Annotated in this window: 9 protein-coding genes; all 9 read right to left on the bottom strand. The window is 36.9% G+C overall.

Features of this window, described 5'->3' with window-relative positions; all coding sequences use genetic code 11:
* Nucleotides 1–16 precede the first annotated feature (16 nt).
* The 9 genes from VB798_RS09235 to VB798_RS09195 all read right to left on the bottom strand — a co-directional run bounded on the left by VB798_RS09235 (nucleotide 17) and on the right by VB798_RS09195 (nucleotide 19,398).
* Nucleotides 17–1,354 (bottom strand): four-carbon acid sugar kinase family protein, encoded by a 1,338-nt coding sequence (locus VB798_RS09235; RefSeq protein WP_323258182.1) that lies wholly within the window; start codon nucleotides 1,352–1,354, stop codon nucleotides 17–19.
* Between the two features lies 1 nt (nucleotide 1,355).
* Nucleotides 1,356–2,600 carry a ribulose-bisphosphate carboxylase large subunit family protein gene (locus tag VB798_RS09230; protein WP_323258180.1) on the bottom strand — a complete coding sequence of 415 codons (1,245 nt, stop codon included), beginning with the start codon at nucleotides 2,598–2,600 and terminating at the stop codon, nucleotides 1,356–1,358.
* 6 nt (nucleotides 2,601–2,606) lie between these two features.
* Complete coding sequence (locus VB798_RS09225) at nucleotides 2,607–4,637, bottom strand: aceric acid hydrolase (RefSeq protein ID WP_323258178.1); 2,031 nt, start codon at nucleotides 4,635–4,637, stop codon at nucleotides 2,607–2,609.
* 26 nt (nucleotides 4,638–4,663) lie between these two features.
* Complete coding sequence (locus tag VB798_RS09220) at nucleotides 4,664–7,960, bottom strand: glycoside hydrolase family 2 TIM barrel-domain containing protein (protein WP_323258176.1); 3,297 nt, start codon at nucleotides 7,958–7,960, stop codon at nucleotides 4,664–4,666.
* 39 nt (nucleotides 7,961–7,999) lie between these two features.
* Nucleotides 8,000–9,073 (bottom strand): mandelate racemase/muconate lactonizing enzyme family protein, encoded by a 1,074-nt coding sequence (locus VB798_RS09215; protein ID WP_323258174.1) that lies wholly within the window; start codon nucleotides 9,071–9,073, stop codon nucleotides 8,000–8,002.
* 448 nt (nucleotides 9,074–9,521) lie between these two features.
* The gene (locus VB798_RS09210) at nucleotides 9,522–13,043 is read right to left on the bottom strand and encodes a glycosyl hydrolase (RefSeq protein WP_323258172.1); all 3,522 of its coding nucleotides are present in this window, start codon (nucleotides 13,041–13,043) and stop codon (nucleotides 9,522–9,524) included.
* Nucleotides 13,040–15,451: a beta-galactosidase GalB gene (galB, locus tag VB798_RS09205; RefSeq protein WP_323258171.1), complete on the bottom strand. Its 2,412-nt coding sequence runs from the start codon at nucleotides 15,449–15,451 to the stop codon at nucleotides 13,040–13,042. The genes VB798_RS09210 and galB overlap by 4 nt, the downstream gene beginning before the upstream one ends.
* Nucleotides 15,452–15,520: 69 nt before the next feature.
* Nucleotides 15,521–16,627: a glycoside hydrolase family protein gene (locus VB798_RS09200; RefSeq protein ID WP_323258170.1), complete on the bottom strand. Its 1,107-nt coding sequence runs from the start codon at nucleotides 16,625–16,627 to the stop codon at nucleotides 15,521–15,523.
* Between the two features lie 11 nt (nucleotides 16,628–16,638).
* Nucleotides 16,639–19,398: a family 78 glycoside hydrolase catalytic domain gene (locus tag VB798_RS09195; protein WP_323258168.1), complete on the bottom strand. Its 2,760-nt coding sequence runs from the start codon at nucleotides 19,396–19,398 to the stop codon at nucleotides 16,639–16,641.
* Nucleotides 19,399–19,872 lie beyond the last annotated feature (474 nt).

Below are 19,872 nucleotides of genomic sequence, written 5' to 3'. Positions count from 1 at the left end.
CTAATGATTAATTGCTTTATAATTTTCCGTCTAATAATATTCCGAAGTATCGTTCATCGCCTACTTGTCCGCCTTTAAAATTTACTTCAATGCCATTGATAAAAGGATTGGCTGAACGAGCTTTACAAACTGGTGCGCCTGCCACTAAAGGTGCAATCATTTCTACTGCTTCAATTTCCATCGCTCTTGCGGCATAACTTGAAGTATCGCCTCCTGCAATCACAACTCTTTTTACTTCGCTTTCAGATACAACTTTTTTGGCAATCAAACCCAATGCTTTTCCTAGTTTTTCGGAAGATAACGTTGTTTGAACATTGGTTTTACTTCCATTGGTATGAATGATTATGTGATGACCTTCTTGGGCTAAACTCACAGCCTTTTTAATGTATTCTTTCAGCAATACCTCATTGATTTCGCCATCACAAATTGCCTGAGCGTCTATGATGATTTCTTTAAATCCATGTTCCAAAGCCCAAGAAATTTGTCGTGAAGTAACGGGCGAACAACTTCCTGCAATGACTAATAAGGGATTAGCTTTTTCGAGTTTTTCCCAAGTCGTAGCGGCTTGAAGTTCTTGGGTTTCGTTCCAATATTTCCCCAATGCCATTTCTATTCCCGAAGAACCTACCGAAAATAAAGGTTGTTCAGCATCTGCTAATTCATCTAATAATCTACCAATATTTAAAAATTGCGATTCATACATGGCATCAATCAAGAGTACTTCAGCTTGTACTTCCAGTTGTTTTTTCAACCCTTCTTTTAATTCCTGATAAGGTTTTGCTACTTCGAGAATATCCAACAAACCTATTTTTTTATCGGTCTGTTTCGCTAAATGTATTCTTAAATCACTTTCATCTGCAGGGGTTACAGGATGTTTACTCATAGAAGGATGGCGGTCAAGTCTGTGAATTTGTCCTTCACTCCCGATTCCCATTCTAGCAAATAAATTTCCAAAAGCACAATAACGCCCCAAAGAAGGCGCTGCAACTAATAAAGGAATACAAGTATTTTTGAAAACGGACGCTCCAACATCAATGGCTTTTCCGATACTTCCAATATTAGGAGAAGAATCAAAAGTTGAGCATACTTTATAATGCACGTGTTTTACACCCAACGCTTTTAAGGCTGAGAAGGTCGGAAAGAGTGTTTCTTCCATCTGCACTGGCGACATCGACCTCGACAAGCCCGCTACGCCAATAGCTTTTAAATCGGAATAAGCGGATAATTGTGTAGCCGTTGGTGCTTCGATAAAAAGTGCTGTCTTCGCTCCTGCCCTACTCAGAAACTCCAAGGCATCCGTCGAACCTGTAAAATCATCGCCATAATATGCCATGAGTAAATGATGATTCGCCATATTATTTCGAGCCAAATTTTTCTACAGATTTCGCAAATTCAGGATAGATTTTCGCTGCTCCTTCAATATCTAAACCATCTACTGCTGCTTGCCAAGCTTGTTGTAAAGCGGTTACGCCAGCGGCTGGTCCCATAGGATGCGCCAAAATTCCACCACCAGCCATGTACAATAAGTCTGTTGTTTTGGTACGACGATAGGTTTCGGGTGCTTGTCCGCCCCACTGTCCTGATGAAACTACTGGTAAAACTTCGTATCCGCCTAACATTGGTTTTAGGCAAGCTTCAATCGAAGCCACGACAGAATCATCACTTTCCCAGAATTTATTTTGAATACCATTTACGTGCAATTGGTCAACGCCAGCTAAACGCCAAAGTTTTTGATAGGCTCTAAAATCTATTCCTAATAATGGATGTCTGGTTAACATTCCCCAACCATTTCTATGACCATGAATTGCCAATGCTCCTTGGTCGCAAATCTTTTTAGTACCAGCCAGACCAACACTATTGATACTAACCATCGCACAAGTTCCGCCAGCATTCACTACTTTTTCGTAACGGGCTAACATTTCGTCTATTTCACCACTGATGTTAAAAGCATACATGATTTTCTTGCCTGTTTTATCTGCAAAACGATTAATCACGTTCATTACTTCATCGACTCTTTCATTGAAAGGCGAGTTAGCTGTTGAAGAAAGTAGTTCATCATCTTTGATAAAATCTATGCCAGCTTCGGCAAGTGTTCCTACTAAAGTTGCTGTTTGTTGTGGTGTTAAACCTACACTTGGTTTTATGATTGTTCCAATTAAAGGACGATTTTGTACGTCCGTTAATTTTCTACAACCTGCAATGCCAAATTTTGGTCCTGAAAAATGGTTGGCATAACTCTCAGGAATGTCAATATCCATCAATTTCAATCCTGTAAATTGACGAATTTCGTATAAATTACCTTGTAAGGAAGAAATCAAAACGGGCAAATTATAGCCAAAATTTTCAATCGACCATGATACTTTTACGATGGCACGATGATACTGATTGTCTTTACTTTCTGAGCCAGGAATAGCGGGCGTTGAAACCGTTTCCAGAAATTCAACTGATTCTACTCTGGCAGCGAATCTTTGTTTTAATTCTTCCGTTTCGCCCGGTACTTCGGTGAAAGTACCAGAAGATTGTTCTCCTGCTAAAACTGCGGCAGCAGATGCTGGCTCGAAAGGCGTTTCTATAAAATATGTTGCTGTTATTCTTTCCATAAAATTTTATCGGCTAATAGGAATCCAAACTTCCATTTCTGAGTGCCCACGGTTACTCCAAGCATAATATGGAATTAAACGTACTTTGGTTGAAACGGGCGTTTGTTCTGATACTTCTCTGTATAATTTATTTGACCAAGTACTTGCATCAACAATTTTTGCTTCGCCGTCTAAGGCTGTAATCGGACTGTTTTCAATTGTCATGCTACTGGTTTTCCATTTACTTTTTGGTGAAATAGCAAGTGTATTTAATTTCACATTGGCATTATCAACCGATTCCAAACAATATACTATTGGTCCTCTTTTTACAGCTACTTGGTTTCTGATTTCTTCTGCTAACGGATTGGCTTCAATCATTTTCACCGTCATTGGTAAAACAATTTCAATTTTATCCGAAGCCGACCATTTTCTATTTAATTCAACATAAGTTCCTGTTTCAATTTTTCCTGCAAATAATTTTCCGTTGATTTTGATACTTGCGCCTTTACTCCATTCAGGAATTCTTACAAAAACTGAAAAAGGATTTTTAGCAACTTCTTTCAACTCAATGCTGATATTGCCATCCCAAGGATAATTCGTTATTTGCACCAAACTAATTTTTGAACCATCTTTTAAAGAAGTAGAAAGCGTATTGGCTCCGTACAAATTCAACCATAAACCCTTGTCAGAAACGCTGTAGGCATAAGTATTGATTTGGGCGATGGTTCTAACCGTATTTGGCGGACAGCAATTTGATTTACTGATATATTTTTGTCTGCCACCCATCCAACGCAATTGGTAAGGGTAATCATCCGAAGCACTTAAAGGATTGGTGTAAAAAAACTTATCGCCATCTAAACTAATGCCCGATAAAATGCTGTTGTACAAAGCCAATTCCATCACATCGGCATACTTGGCTTCGCCTGTAATTTGTAGCATTCGCCAATTCCATAATAAATTTCCAATGTTCGCACAGGTTTCGTTATGAGCAGAATGGTTGGGTAATTGATACGATTTTCCATAAGATTGATGTACTTTTTGAACGGTATCAGGTTTGTAAGAAGTACCTTCTGGCGAAACGCCATCGTATAAAGCTCCACAACCACCCGTGATGTACATTTTGTGATTAATGACATCGTCCCACATCAAATCTAATGTCGATAATAAAGTACTGTCGCCCGTTTCTGCAAAAATATCAGCTGCACCAGCAAACAAATAATTCGCTCGCACAGCATGACCAACTACTTTTTTCATTTGTCTGAACGGTACTCTGTCTGAATTATCATCTGTTCCTTCCGAAAGTCCACGAATATTGATAAGTCGCTTCGCTAATGCTAAGTATTTAGGTTCTGAAGTAGTTCTGTACATTTCAATAATACCCATATAATGCGATGGACAAATGGCATTTCTTGCTTGTTCTGGACTTGCATTATTGTAAAATTCAATCAGGAAATCTGTCGCTTTTTTGGCAATATTCAATAAAGATGTTTTGCCTGTTACTCTATAATGTACGCAAGCTGCCGTCATTAAATGTCCGAAATTATAAGCTTCAAAACTTAGCTTATCGTCAAACATCTTTTGTTCGCCTGTTTTCTTTTGCTGGATAATTGCCTTTGTATAAATATAACCATCAGGCTTTTGGGCTTTACCGATTACTTCGATGGCATGATCCATCAATTCATCCAATTTTTTATCTTTCGTAGAAGCGTACATACTCGCTACGGCTTCCAAGGTTTTATAAAAATCACCATCATGAAAAGACGGACCTTTGAAAGCTCCATTCTCTAAGCCAGCAGCAATCTCAAAATTTTTGAAAGAATGACTCAAATTTGCATCCGTATAATTTTTCCATAAAGTAGGAACCATCGACGAACGACACACCGAAAAGCGGTCTGCCCAAAAACCAGAAGTCCACGTTACATCACCAAAATCTATACTTTGTAATTTGGCATTTGGACTTTTTGCCGTATTGACCAAGCCTTTATTTTGGGCTTGAGAATGACTCACGGAAAGTATTAGCAAACACAATACTCCTATTTGTTTCATTAATGTTTTCATATTTTCTTCAACGTTGAAACTGTCTTTTAAAACTTAAGCGCTTTTACTTTTGAACTAATTGATTCTTTTCCAGCAATATATGGTGTAATGTAAAAAGTATATTGATACGGTTTCGCTTTGATTTGGTATTCCTCTAAAGGTGCAGCGACGTCGCTCCAACTGTCATTTCCGCCCACGCCCATTTGTCTTATATCAATATTGAGGTTGATAAAACCAGCATCTTTTAGCTTATATGTATGTTTTGCAGTTTCAATGTTTTGGTCGGTATAAGGTCTAGCACTCATGCTCAACAAACTATCTGCCATCACTAATAAACCTTCTTGTTTTTTATTTGATAAGTACATCCAACGCACATCCGTTCTGTTTCCATTTTCTTGTGGAACAGCATAAGGCTCCATAAAATCTTGAATATTTTGCTGATAAATGCCTACATCAAAACCGTAAGAGCGGTCAACATAATTTTCTAATTCGCCTTTTCCGTACCAAGAAATGTTTTCAAAAGTTCTTTCAATACCGCATTGCATTCCTACTTTTGGCATATTAGGCAAAGCAAAAGATGGCTTAAAATCGTAAGCTACTTTAATAACGCCATCGCCATTGATGCTATAATTTATTTGAACAAAAGCACTATCGTTCACCAAAGAGTAATTTGTACTGATTTGAATAATTCCTTTTGAAATTGTTTTGGTGACACAACTTTTCAGTTTTAAATCAACATTATACCATTGCTTTAATTTGCGTTGCGCTTTCCAACCACGACGGTCGTTGTCTGTCAGCGGGCGACTAAATTTTGGCAATAGCGGACTAAAAATTTGTTCTTTCCCTTTGAAAAGATATGAACTTAAAGCTCCATTTGATTTATCAATCTTGATTTGAAAACTCTTTCCTTTAATTGTAAAAGCTGTATTTTCTTCCACCAACGCTAAAGTTGGAAATGTTTTATTGAGTGATTCTTTTTGAGAGAATCCTGTCAAAGAAAATTGATTGGATGCTACTTCAAAACCTTTTTCAGCCCAAACTTCATTTTTTGAAAGTACTACATGAAACTCAGCAAAAAACTCTGTATTTTCCTTGAATTTTGGTAAATGAGGAACTAAACTAAAAAGCGTATCTTTTCCTGCTTGCAAATTCATTTTAGGTAATTCTTTGGTAGAAATTACTTTTCCATCTTCCAAAATCTTTATGAAAATGGTATAGTCGCCCAAAGATTTGGTGGCATAACGATTTGAAATTCTTATCGTTGCTGTTTCAGCATTCTCTAAAGTACTTTCTATGCCTTGGAATACTCTTTTGCATTCGTACATCGCAGCTTTTGCTCTGCCATCAGAAGCGACTACTCCTTTTATCGTGAAATTATCGAAGTATTTTTCGCCAAAATCTCCCCCATAAGCATAAAAATCTTTACCAGATTCAGCATCTTTTTTCAATAAACCTTGGTCTTTAAATTCCCAAATACAGCCTCCAATTACTCTTTTTGTTTTTCGGAATAAATCCCAAAATTCTTTTAAATTTCCCGCACTATTTCCCATTGCATGGGCATACTCACAAAAGAAAATCGGTCTGGTATCTCCATTCGGCTGATTTGCCAAAAGTTCAGGTGTGTACATCGCAGGATACATTCTGCTGACAATGTCCACATAATATTGGTCTAAGGGATTTTGAATACGATGCGAATGGTCGTTTGGTTTTAAATATTTCGGGTCTTTATTGTCCATATACCCATCCATATTCGGACTTCCCATCGCTGGTTCGTAATGAACAGGACGAGTAATATCAAAATCATGAATCCAAGCTGCCATTGCCGCATGGTTTGGTCCACGACCAGCTTCATTACCCAAACTCCAAAAAATAATAGAAGGATGATTTTTATCTCGCAAAGCCATTCGATTACTTCGTTCCAAATAGGCGCCCGTCCAAGCAGCATCATTACTTAGTTTAGAACCCAAACCATGTGTTTCAAGATTGGCTTCATCAATCACCAAAATGCCATATTCATCGCATAAATCATATAAATAAGGATCGCTGGGATAATGGCTGGTGCGAATGCAATTAAAATTAAAGCGTTTTATCGTGAGAATATCTTGTAAAATGTCTTCACGAGAAAGTGCTTTTCCTTTGGTTGGATGATGGTCTGGTCGATTAACGCCATATAAATACGTTACTTTTCCGTTGATTAAGAGTTTACTATTTTCTTTGGAAAATTCAATGGAACGAAATCCTAATTTACAGCTTTTTGCTTCCAATAAATTGCCGACACTATCTTCCAAAGAAAGCACCAAAGTGTATAAATTTGGAATTTCATCACTCCATTTTTCTGGATTTTTTATTGGTGTTTCTAATAAACCAAACTTGGTATTATCTAATCGTGGATAGATTTCATTAATGATAGATTCTACACTTTTTTCTAGTGGTTTTTCCAAAACAGGCTGATTGTTTTTATCAAATAACTGTGCTTTTAACTGATAACCAACAACTTCTTTTCCAGTTAAATTCTCCATTCTTGGACGAATACTCAACAAGGCATCTTTATAATCTTTATCCAATTTGGTTTGATAGAAAAAATCCGCAATTCTTAATTTCGGTTCTGCATGAAGAAATACTTCACGATGAATACCACTTAAACGCCATTGGTCTTGGTCTTCCAAAAAAGAACCATCACTCCAACGAATCACCCAAACAGATAATACATTTTCTCCATCTTGTAAATAAGGAGTAATATTGAATTCAGAAGAAAGAAAACTATCTTCGGCATATCCCACAAATTTGCCATTCAGCCAAACTTTATAGGCTGAACTTATTCCACCAAAATGTAAAGTAACGTTACTTTCTTTCCAATTAGCAGGCACAGAAAATGAACGCTGATAACAGCCAACCCCATTATAATCTTTTGGAACAAAAGGAGGATTTACGGGCCTGAAAGGATAAACTGCACTTTTATAAATCGGTTTATCATAACCTTGCATTTCCCAGTTAGAAGGCACAGGAATTTTCTTCCATCCTGTTACTTTGCTTTTATAAAAATCTTTTGGCGCATCAGCAGGTTTTAGGGCAAAACTAAAATCCCATTCACCATTTAATGAAAGATAACGATTCGACTTTTCACGTTTCCCTTGTAAAGCACTCTGTACATTATCAAAAGAATAAGCAGTAGCCCTGGAAGCATCTCGGTTGATTCCACTGACGGTTGGGTCTTCATAAGGTTCTGTCTGATAAATACTTGGTGCATTCGGAACGGCAGCGGGCGTTTTATCGACCAACTGAGCCTTTATTCCGAACGGAATCAAACTGGAGAGAAATAACAATAAATATTTTAACTTCTTCATCTTATAAATGCTAAAAACTTGTGTGTGAATGGCTGAGAATTAAATCGCTGTCAGACATTCATCTTTGAATGAAAAACCCCAACCAGCACGGTCGTGAGGTTTTGCCATACCATTCTGAATTTGCAAAGGATGATCAATCAGTGGGTCAATCCAATCGAAAGACTCCGCTCCTACTCCATTTGAAATCGTGCAAAGCAATGGAATATCGTAATCTTTATAATAATGTGGCAACACTGGAATGTTAAAACTTCCAGCCAAAGCGGCACTGTTTCGCCAAGCTTCTACGCCACCCAAGCGTAAAATATCGGGTTGCCAAATATCGATAGCGTTTCTTTGCAATAATTCTCGCAAGGGTAAAGTCGAATATTCTCTTTCGCCCATTGCCAAAGAAATTCCCGCTTGCGTTCTTAATAATTGATAGCCTTCAAAATCTGTATGGTCAATTGGCTCTTCAAACCATTGAATATTCAATGCTCTGGCGGCTCTTGCCAAAGCCAACGCATTCGGCACATTCATTCCTTGGTTGGCATCCATCATGATATTAATGTCGTTGCCAACTGCTTCACGAACTAATTTTAGGCGTTCTAAATCTTCTTGCCAGTCGGGTTTTCCTACTTTTATTTTTACTGCTTTGAAACCTCTGGCTTTATAATTACTTACTTCGTCAATCAATTCTTCTGTACTGTACGAAATCCAACCGCCACTCCCATAAATAGGTACTTCGCTTCTCGACGAACCCAAAACTTTCCAAATCGGCTGGTTCAAAATTTTACACCAAGCGTCCCACATAGCAATATTATAAGCAGCTTGTGCCCAACGGTTTATACCTTCCATTCCAAAATACTCATTGGCATGATTAAGTTTTTCGAAAACTTTTACTGTATTAAAAACTTGTTCGCCAACAAGCATTTCGCCCACATCTTTCAAAGCTCCAGCGATAGCTCGTGGACTGTATTGAAAACTCAGCAGATAGGATTCTCCGATGATTCCATGAATGGTTTCGATTCTTAATACCAAAAAAGAAATTTCCGTCAGGGTATGCGTAGCGTCTGAGATAGGTTTTGCAAGTTTGGCTTTCGCTGAAAAAACTGCATATTTTTTGATAGCGTACATATTAAAAGGGTTTCGATAAAAAACCAAAATTAATAGCAATATACCTGTATTATATATAACATTTTCACAAGATATTGTAGGATGTTTGCATAAAGAGGATTTACTCATTTTCTGATTAAAATGAGTAAATAGAAAGATGAATCATCCAAAATTTTACCAAAAAATAGAGATTTTAGAGGGTCAAAATAAAATAGCCTCATAGAGGCGAAATATCGGTAGCGACATTTGCAGTAAAATGAAAATAATATTCACATCTAGCCCCTTTTGGGGCGAAATATTTCGCCCCAAAAGGGGCTAGATGGAGTGTAAAAATAGATACCCCTACCGATATTTAGTTCCTAACGGAACTGTAACTAAATAAAAAATCTGCCGAAATTAGTTTTTCGACAGATTTTCTTTGATTTTAAAATTCGGGATGACTCTTTTTAGAAAGAAACATACAATTGAATTATTCGTTTCCTTCACTTTGTAAAAGCTTTACTGGCCCAATCAAGCCTGATTCGTATAAAGTTTTCGTTTCTAAATATTTCATCGGAGCGGTTGTTTTTGTTGTTCTTTGATTTTCTGGTAAAAGCATATCGCCAATTAATCGATTTGCCCAAGTATTAGTTACTTCGATACTAAACTCGTTTTTGCCAATTTTTAAAGCTTTGCTGATGTCCAATCGGTAAGGAGTTGTCCAGACAATTCCGCAAGCAATTCCATTTACTTTTACTTCGGCAAGATTGGCTACTTTGCCTAAATCCAACCAAATTTCTTGATTTTTCTTGGGAAAAGAACTTACTTCAAAACTCTGATGATAATTAGCCGTACCAGCATAATAACGAATCAATGAATCTGTATTTACTGTCCAATCACTTAGCTTTTCAAAAGTTTTAGTAATTCTTTGATTCGTTTTTGAATGTTCAAAATCAACTTTCCAAACTTTATCTAAAGTCTGGATTGCTTTAAATTCCTGCCAGTTTTTTGCTTTGTCAACGCTTACTTTAACGTTGACAACTTTTGAAAAGTTGTCAAAACTATTTTTAAAAATCACAAAAACAGAAGCATTTGCTTCTAATTTCAATGTTAAAACCGTTCTCCCATTTTCAACTTTCCATGATGTTGGCAAAAAAGTTTTATCGCTCACCGCATCGTACAATTTAATACTTTTCCCATTGGCCCTTAAAGAAAAATGCAATACTCTTTCCGTATTTTGCTGATTAGCAAGAAAGTACAACTCTAAATCTGATGCTTTCCTGTGTGTCCAAGCAATTCCTTTCGCATAATTTCCTTGTTCATCTTTCACATTCACATCTTGCTCAATACCCAATTTTGCTAAAGTATTGGCTTCAAAAGGACTTTTTACTACTTTTCCTTTGCCAACATTTTTATAGAAAATTTTATCAGTACCATCCATCATTACTTCAAAATCTCCTTCCCAACATTGTTTCGCAAAGTTTTCAAGCGATTTACTGCTTTTTGTACCTGCTTCTATTTCGGGTTTGTCCCCAATAATCAATGTTGCGCCGTCGTTCACTAAGGCTAATAATTTTTCAGCCGTTTGGGCTGACATTGTATTGGCATTGGGAGTCATTGCATGTTTTTTGGGTAAAATTAAGACGCTATAACTGGTGCCATCACCAAAAATCACTTTCCCATTTTTTACTTTGGCAGTATTCAATAAAGCATCAGGATTGAAAGAATCATAAGCATAACCACGTAAAGCATTTACCCATTTTTCTGGATCAGCCATGTTGGCTGAATGCGTAACACTTGTAGGAATTTGTCTTAAAGGCTGACCTTCATTTTTCAATCGTTTTGCTTCTTGTTCCACTACTTCTTTTCCAAAAAGTCCTGTTAAAGTTGGTACTAATCTATCTGGCAAAACTGAACGTCTTGGAATTTCATCGCCAATAAAAACGGCTAAATCTGCTACAGGAAAGCCTTTTTGTAATAATGACTGACAACGTTGTGCATAGTCAACCCAAGCTTTTCCGGCTTTCCACCAAGTTTGGTCTCGTTGAAAATATAAGCCTACTCCGTCTAAAGTCATTCCAGGTTTTCTGTCTAACCAAGGATTGTGCATGAAAACATGATATACTAATTTATTAATTCCCAAAGCATAATTTCTGTCTTGGAGTGTTTTCAACATGGCTGGATGTTCGTTCCAAGTCATTCGTAAAGTAGTAAATGCTTCTGCTTGAATGGTAGGTTTTCCATAGATATGTCCCGCCGAAATAGCATCCAACATATCGTTGGGTTTATCATGCGTTGGGCTATTCAACCAAAATTCTCCCATAGGTACATCGACTAATTTATAATGCGCTAATCCATCACTCGTCATGGTTGGTGCTACACTTTCAGCTGAGAATTTTACACCTTTTTCTTTCGCTAAATCCGCAAGCGTTTTATAAAAAGTATCGACAACTAATTCCGAAACTGTTTGGCGAAAATCGTATAAAAATTTCTCCGAAAACGCTGCATTTTCAACTGGAATTCCTGCAACAATTGGCAAATAAGGTAACAAATCGTAGCCTCTTCTTTTCCTAAACTCCTCTCTGAAAACTGGCGACCAGTTCTGACTACCGCATTCCCAACTATCTACATGAAAAACCTTTAAAGCTTTTTTACTCAGTTCTGAGCCAAGTTGACGTTGAGCTTCGCCAAACCATTTATCAAATTGTAATTTGATGGCTTCAGGATTAAACTTATCGCATTCTAGTCCTTTTCCAGCACCACCAGTTGCATTTGTATGCCCTGTAGAAGTATGTCCGATTCTAAGAATCGTCCACGAACCCGCTGGAACATCCCAAGTCAATCGCCCATCAGCTGTTACTTTATCCGAAATATTAATGACTTTTTGTTGAGGAACACAAATACTATCCGCCAATTGCTCGGCTGTTGAAGCCTTACTTATTCGCCAAACTTCGGCAGCTTTTCCTTCAAATTGATGAATAACAGGTTCAGCCGAAAGTTCAATCCCAATGGTTTTAAAACTTGGTTTCCATTTGGCTGCATCTAAATCTTCAGCGCCTGGTTCTGTTCCAGTTTTGTCATAAACAAATCGGAAATATTTGGCAGTGGTTGGCGTAATTGCGTGTGTAATGTCGGTATCTGTATCTTGCCAGCCATGTCTTGGTGAGTCTAATCTGCCAATTGAACGAAAGTTTTTGCCATCATCACTTACTTCAATCAATAAACGTTGTGCTTGATAATTGTTTCCTCCAGTTTTTACAACGACCGTTCTGCAAATAAATGGCTTTTCAAAAGCGTACTGAATCCAGCAAGGTTCATCACTTTTAAAACCTTCTTTATTGCCTTCTTTTACCAAAAACTGTGGGTTTACATCGGCTTTGCTGGAAGTGACAACTGGAACAATCGATTTAGTAGATTGTCCTGTTCCTGTTAAGGATGGAAAAGCATAAACGGCAATATCTTGATAATAATTTTCATTCTTTTCAGGCTGAGGTAATTGAATGTCAATGTGTTGATTTCCTTTGATATTTAGTTTTGATGAAACAACTTTTTGCATGGAAAGTGCTGGCGTAATCCAAGGTCCGCCCGCCAATGCAAAACCGTCACTCACGTGCATTCCCATTTCTAGGTTTAGTCGAGCAGCTTCGCTCATTGCGTGCTTTACCATTTCCCACCAAAGCGGACTGAGCTGTTCAACCACTGGCGTAAAAATTGGCGGATTCGTCGCTCCTTTTATCGGCATTAAGTAAGCACCACCGATGCCTGCTTTTTTCATGGCTTCCAAATCTGCCGTGATGCCTTCTTTAGAAACAGCCGCTTGCATCCAATACCAAAATACCCACGGTTTTGAATCTTTGATACTCTTTTCCGTTTGGGGAATAATTGTACTCAAACCTGTTTTGGTTTGTGCTAAAGAAAGGTTTTTATTGAAAATAAAAAACGTAAAAATCAGTACAAAAAGCCTTCCTAAACAGACTCCTCTCCTATCTATTTGAAAATTTAATTCGCTCATTTTGTAGTTTCTATCATAATTGTATCCGACTGTAAACCTTCTGCACTAGCTTTTAAAGTAATCTTTCCTACTTTTTCAGAAGCTTGAACAATAGCTAAACAAAGTCCATTAAATGCTCTTCGATAATTTGCTTTGAAAGGTTCTAAACTTGCTTGATAACCATTATCAACGCCCACTATTGAACCTACTCCTTCCAAACTAAAATTCACTAAATGGTTGGCTTCTGGCACAAGGTTTCCATTTTCATCAACAATGCTTACTTTGATAAAAGACAAATCTTCACCATTGGCTTTGATACTTTGGCGGTCAGCCGATAATTTTATTTTAAAAGCTTTGCCTGCTGTTTTTACTTCTTCTGTCAATACGATTTTTCCATCTTTTCTTGAAACAGCTTTTAAAGTACCTACTTCATAATTGACCGACCATTTTACATGAAAATCATTTACGCCTTTTTTTCGAATGCCTAAAGATTTATCGTTCAAAAACAATTCTACTTCATCCGCTTGCGAATAATATGCCCATACTTCTACCGTTTTGCCTTTTTCCCAATTCCAATGTGGCAATAAATGAAGAACAGGTTTTTCAGTCCACTCACTTTGATACATATAATAAACGTCTTTCGGAAAGCCCGCTAAATCTATAATGCCAAAATAGGAACTGCGTGCTGGCCACGGATATGGATGTGGTTCGCCCAAATAATCAAAGCCCGTCCACACATAAGTACCTGAGATGAAATGCGCATTTTTTACTGCTTTCCAAGCTTCTTCGTGGGTCGTTCCCCAATAAGCAGCTACATTATCATAAGCTGAGGTCGTCCAATCGGCATTTCTGGTTTGTGTTTTTACATCTCTTGATGAAAATTGAATATTTTCTTGAGGCATTTCATAACGTCCTCTCGATTCCAAAGCTGAGGCAGTTTCAGAAGCTATAAATTTCTGATTTGGGAAATTCTTGAGGAAATCTGTATAGCCTTCGTGTTTATAATTAAAGCCAAGTAAATCCAACGCACCCGACTGAAAAATGAAATTTTTATCGGGTACATTTTCCGTTAAAGCAGAAGTAACTAAACGAGTATTGTCTAATTTCTTGACGATTTGAGCAAGCTCTTTGGTAATCGTGATGCCAGTACTGTCAAATTGTTCTCTGATTTCATTTCCGATACTCCACATAAAAATCGAAGGATGATTTCGGTCTCTTTTGATAAAATCTTCCAAATCTTTTTGATGCCAAGCCGTCCAATCTGAAGAGTAATCTTTTTTAGATTTTCTCTTCTTCCACATATCAAAAGCCTCATCCATGACGATAAAGCCCATTTTGTCGCATAAATCTAAAATTTCTGGAGCAGGAGGATTATGCGCTGTGCGGATGCCATTACAACCCATCGCCTTTAAAATCTCTAGCTGACGTTCCATCGCTCGTACATTCACAGCCGCACCCAAAGCACCTAAATCGTGGTGCATACAAACGCCTTGAATTTTTGTTGGTTTTCCATTCAATGAAAAACCTTTTTCTGTTTCAATATTGAAAAAACGAATTCCTAACGTACTTTCATAAACATCAATTTCATGATTTTGCTGAAAAACTTTAGTAATTACTTTGTATAAATATGGTTTTTCAATCGACCACAATTGAGGTTTTTTAATTTTCAGAAGTTGAAAATACTTTCCAGTACTGTCTTTTAAAGATAGATTTTTAGTGTGTTCGCTAACGATTACCTTTCCTCCCGAATCGACAATAATATTCTGAATATCAACAACTTGATTTTTTTTAGCACGATTTAGCAAATTCACTTCAACCTTTATTTCAGCTTCTTCTTGGCTTACTTTTGGTGTCGTCGCAAAAACGCCCCATTTGTCGATGGCAATTTGAGAAGTAATAACCAAGCGTACATTTCTATAAATTCCAGAACCTGTGTACCAACGAGAATTCGGTTGTTCTGAATTATCAACTTTTACAGCAATGATATTTTTCTCTTTCCCAAATTTTAAAAATTTCGATAATCCATAACGGAAAGAAGTATAACCACTTGGGCGTTTGCCTAAATAATGTCCGTTAATCCAAACTTCGCTGTTGCGATACACGCCATCAAATTCTATCCAAACTACTTTATTTTGAGCGGTCATTGGCATAGAAAAACTTTTTCTGTACCATGCCAAACCAGTAGGCAATGCGCCACCTTGTGTTGTTGATAAATGTTGTTCGCTAAATTGTCCTTCAATACTCCAATCGTGTGGAAGATTCAGTACTCGCCAATTCGCATCATTGAACTGATTCGTAATTGCCTTCTCATTATTTTCAAATGAAAATTTCCAAGACTTATTAAAATTGATTGTTTCTCTGCTTTTCGGTTGAGCAAAACCATCAATTGAAATGGCAATAAGTAATAATATATAAAAGAATTTCTTCATTGAAATTGACATGATTTAAACGATGCCTGAACGTTAAGAGTTTTGAATTGTGAATGATGAATTGATGATTTAATGGACCATAAAATTCAAGATACTTTTTCCTAAATCTTTGGAAGTAGCCACGGCAATACCTCTTTGGTCTTTTTTGTTTACGGCACAGTAAAAATGATAGACAACGCCTTTGTACTTCATCACATACGATTTGTGCGCATACAATTCATCATAAGATTCAGACGAATCTACCAAATTTGCACCGTTCCAATCTGTCCAATGAATTAAATCTTTAGAAGCCGCAAAACGATTGAAAGCTCCTTTTCTATCTTTCCAGAAGGCCCCAAAATAAAACATTACCCAAGTATCGCCAATTTTTTGAAGTTGCGGGTCGCCCGTAATTCCGACGGGATGATGAACGATTGGCTCATCAATCATGCGTTTCCAATCCAGCATATTATCAGAAACCGCCATCCCGATGCGTTCGTACCAACGAGTTTTGATGTTATTTTTGGCAGAATCGCCATTGGCATTATAATACATCACGAAGGAATGACCCGTCAAACGCTTTTTATCTTCAATCACCGTACTTTTAAAAAGTTTTCTATTTTCCCACCATCTTACATCATTATCTTTTGCCGTTAAAATTGGTGTTGATTTTCTTTGCCATTCATGTGCCACAGTTGGGTCTTCTGAAGTAAAAGCTATTCCTGCTGATAAATCTCCAGCTTCGTAACCACGAGTATTTCCACCAAAATACGACATCCAATATTTACCATCGTACTTTTTTAAGGCATAACTTCCAGCCCATTTGGTATCTTGCAAAGCCACATAACCTGCTTTTTGATTGCCATCCCATTGCGTAGTATCTGTGAAGGACATTATCTTCCCAACATTTTCCCAATGCAATAAATCATTACTTTTTGCCAACCAAGTTTCATAACCTCTTCCTCCATAAATAATGTAACTCATATACCATTTTTTGCCTTTTTTGAAAACCGTCGGACAATCCATTTTCTGTGAATTGTCGGTTGGTGTTAATACCAATCCATATTTATGAGGTGTTTTTACTGCTTCGTAAATGGCTTTCATTTCACTTTCAGGAACATCCGTATTCGCCTTTTGAGCAAATATTGACATTGAAAAAAGAGAAATTACGACAAAAGTTATGTTACTGATTTTCATGAGATTAATGCTTAATTTTCTACAATAAAATGATAATTCCCTGAACCGATTTCCACGATCGATTTACCATTTTCAAATCCTTGTTGCTTGATATTTTTATTCGTAATGAGTTCTTTGATCCTTGTATTTGCTTTTGAAGGCAAATAAATTTTAGCAGAAGTATTCGCAGGAATACTTACTTTTAATTCAAAAGTATTTGCGTTCTTTTTCCATTCCGATTGAATTTTCCCAAAAGGTGAATCATAATAACCTTTCGCAAAAGTAAGGTCGCCAACTACTTGCGGATTGATTTCAATCTGTTTGAAGGCCTGTGAATTTTCAGGTTGTTTAATCCCTAAAACGCCCGCATAAAACCACTCCATTAAATGCCCCAACATAAAATGATTGTTTGAAACCGTTGGAAGCGCTTGCCAAGATTCCGTCAATGCCGTAGCACCTTTGGCTAATTGATAACCATAACCTGGCACATCAGAGCGATTGTTCATGTCAAAAATCACATCCGAACGACCAGCATCCTCTAATACTCTTAGCACATAACGATAGCCAATATCGCCAGCAGTAAGGCTATTATTTCTTCCTTTTATTTCTTGAATCAAGTTTTCAATGACCGCTTCCTTATATTCAGGTTCAACCAGTTTCATGTAAACTGCCATTGCATTGGCAGTCTGACTGCCAGTAGCATATTGTTTGGTTACTGGATTGAAAAAGGTTTTATTGAAAGCATTTTTTACTTCAATTGATAAGGTTTTGAATTGCTTTGCATCTTCCGTTTTGCCTAAAATATTGGCGATTTTTTCCATAATGGTTAAATCATAATAGAAAATTGCCGTACCTGTTACACCCATCGGCGTTAATTGCGAAACGCCGGGTGGCTTTGGTCCAAGATCGTACCAATCGCCCAAACCTTGTGTCAGAATATTATTTTTACCTTTTGTAATCAAATAATCCACATAGCGTTTCATCATTGGATAACTTTCTTCCAGTTCTCTTTTTTCGCCATACCATTCATATAAATACCAAGGCACGATGATTCCGCTACTTCCCCATTCGGGAGAATCTCTAAACATATCGCCTCCCCATTCAAATTTTACATATTCTGGTGCAATTTCTGGAATGAGTCCTTCGGCAGTTTGCGAATGCTTCATATCCTGAATACCTTTTTTGAATAAATTCTGAGTTTGGTAATTGTAATGCACCGAACTTCCTACTAAATGAAGTTCTTCTAACCAACCCAATTTTTCACGATGCGGACAATCCGTAAATACAGAAACCATGTTACTCTTAATTCCCCAATCAATCAATTCTTTGGTTTTATTGAACAATTCATTTGAACTGCTAAAATCTCCAGCGGTTTCTGCGGCATTTCGTATGTGCAAACCTTTTAAATCAAGTAAAGTGGCTTTATTTTGTGGATTTTCTTCACCTTGTGGCGTAGCGCCTTTTACTTCTAAATATCTGAAACCATAATACGAAAATCTCGGTTGCCAAGTTTCTATGCCGTCTCCTTTCAAAATGTATTCAAAATAATAAGGACTTCCGGAAGCTTTTTGATTGCCAGAACCGTCTTCTTTCAGCAATTCAGCAGGAATAACACGCACAGTGTCGCCCATTTTTCCTTTTACTTTCAACTGAATAATACCAGAAGCATTTTGTCCTAAATCATAAATCCAATTGCCAGAAGGAAGCTTTTTAATACTTTTTGCCGAAAAATTATCGAAGACTTTTATGGGGTCTTGCATTTGGGCTACAAGCTCAATATCGCCGTCCACAATCTTAGCAGGTTTCCAAGATTGGTCGTTAAAAGTCGGCGTATCCCATCCTTTTTGTTCTAAATTGGCATTGTAGTTTTCGCCGCCATAAATACTTGAAAAAGTAATTGGACTAGGCGACATTTTCCAAGAATTATCACTCAGAATTGTGGACTTAGAACCATCTGAATATTCTAAAGCTAATCGACAAATCATTTTTGGATAACCAAAAGTCACTTTCAATTTTCTATAACGCTCTTTTACTGGTGGGATATAGTAAAAGCCATTTCCCAACATCACACCCACCACATTTTCGCCTTTTTGAATTTGCTTTGTCAAATCAAAAGTTACGTATTGTGCTTGTTTGTTGTACTTCGTCCAACCAGCATCTAAAAAATGGTCTCCTACTTTTTTGCCGTTTAAACTCATTTCAAAATGTCCCAAACCAGCAATAAACATGGTTGCTTTTTTTACTGTTTTTGCTATAGCAAAGCTTTTTCTGAAAATGGGTAAAATATTATTGCCTTGTACTTTGTCTTTTTTGCCATCTGTCGGTAAAGGATTCGCCAAAGTATCAGCCAATTTTTCATAAGCAATCCAATTTGCACCTTTCCAATCCGCTTTGCTCAATAAGCCCATTTGCCAGAAATGTGCTTTACTCCAAGCTGTGATGTGTTGTTGATTATCCCAGATTTTTACTTTCCAGAAATAGGTCTTGGTTGCCAACAAAGGTTTTCCTTGATACTTTACTTGGATAGAATTATCAGATAAGATTTTACCAGAATCCCAAACATTGCCTTGGTTTTTAGCCAACGCTTCGGGAGTATCCGCTACTAAAATTTGATAGGCATTTTGTAAAATATTTCTTTGCGAAGATTGTATTTGCCAACTTAGGTTTGGTGTGTTCGTTTGAACACCCAGCGGATTCAAGCGATACTCGCAACGTAAATGACTGATTTGTAAGTCTTGCGCTATTGTTTCCAATGATAACAAACAGCAAAGAATGAATATAATTTTTTTCATATAAAAGGTATGCTGATAGCTGAGATTAATTAGAATATACTTTAAAATATTTATATTATTTATGCCGAAAAAGAATTAAATCCTCCTTCTTAGGCTTTACTTTTCTTTCCTTGATGAAAGAAAAGTAACAAAAGAAAATCAAGAAATTCCGAAACTCGCTTCGCTCAAACAGCGGAATTTCGGAAAATGCTGACGCAAGAATTACTCTTTTCCAAAAAATATTCTATGGTATCTTCAAATATATTTATGTTAACTTTTAGGAATAGATTTTATAGCTTACAAAGGTAATAATCGCTAAAAGTACATATTTGTACCATTTTCTCAATGTATTATACAATTTTATCTTTAACAGATAGAGAAACATTATACAATTTGTGCATGACAAACTTTGTTCTTTTAGCTACTGCATAGCTACAAAAAAAGTCTGATAATTCACAGCCATAAACTGTGCCTTACCAGACTTTTTATTAGAGA

Source organism: Arcicella lustrica (assembly GCF_034930985.1).
Classification (GTDB): Bacteria; Bacteroidota; Bacteroidia; order Cytophagales; family Spirosomataceae; genus Arcicella; species Arcicella lustrica.
The sequence above is the reverse complement of the archived record's forward strand: the minus strand, read 5'-3'. Positions and strand labels throughout refer to the sequence as shown.

Coding starts and splice junctions, on each gene's coding strand:
- VB798_RS09235 (WP_323258182.1), bottom strand. CDS start 1,354: ATGGCGAATCATCATTTACTCATGGCATATTATGGCGATGATTTTACA.
- VB798_RS09215 (WP_323258174.1), bottom strand. CDS start 9,073: ATGTACGCTATCAAAAAATATGCAGTTTTTTCAGCGAAAGCCAAACTT.
- VB798_RS09225 (WP_323258178.1), bottom strand. CDS start 4,637: ATGAAAACATTAATGAAACAAATAGGAGTATTGTGTTTGCTAATACTT.
- galB (WP_323258171.1), bottom strand. CDS start 15,451: ATGAAGAAATTCTTTTATATATTATTACTTATTGCCATTTCAATTGAT.
- VB798_RS09230 (WP_323258180.1), bottom strand. CDS start 2,600: ATGGAAAGAATAACAGCAACATATTTTATAGAAACGCCTTTCGAGCCA.
- VB798_RS09195 (WP_323258168.1), bottom strand. CDS start 19,398: ATGAAAAAAATTATATTCATTCTTTGCTGTTTGTTATCATTGGAAACA.
- VB798_RS09210 (WP_323258172.1), bottom strand. CDS start 13,043: ATGAGCGAATTAAATTTTCAAATAGATAGGAGAGGAGTCTGTTTAGGA.
- VB798_RS09220 (WP_323258176.1), bottom strand. CDS start 7,960: ATGAAGAAGTTAAAATATTTATTGTTATTTCTCTCCAGTTTGATTCCG.
- VB798_RS09200 (WP_323258170.1), bottom strand. CDS start 16,627: ATGAAAATCAGTAACATAACTTTTGTCGTAATTTCTCTTTTTTCAATG.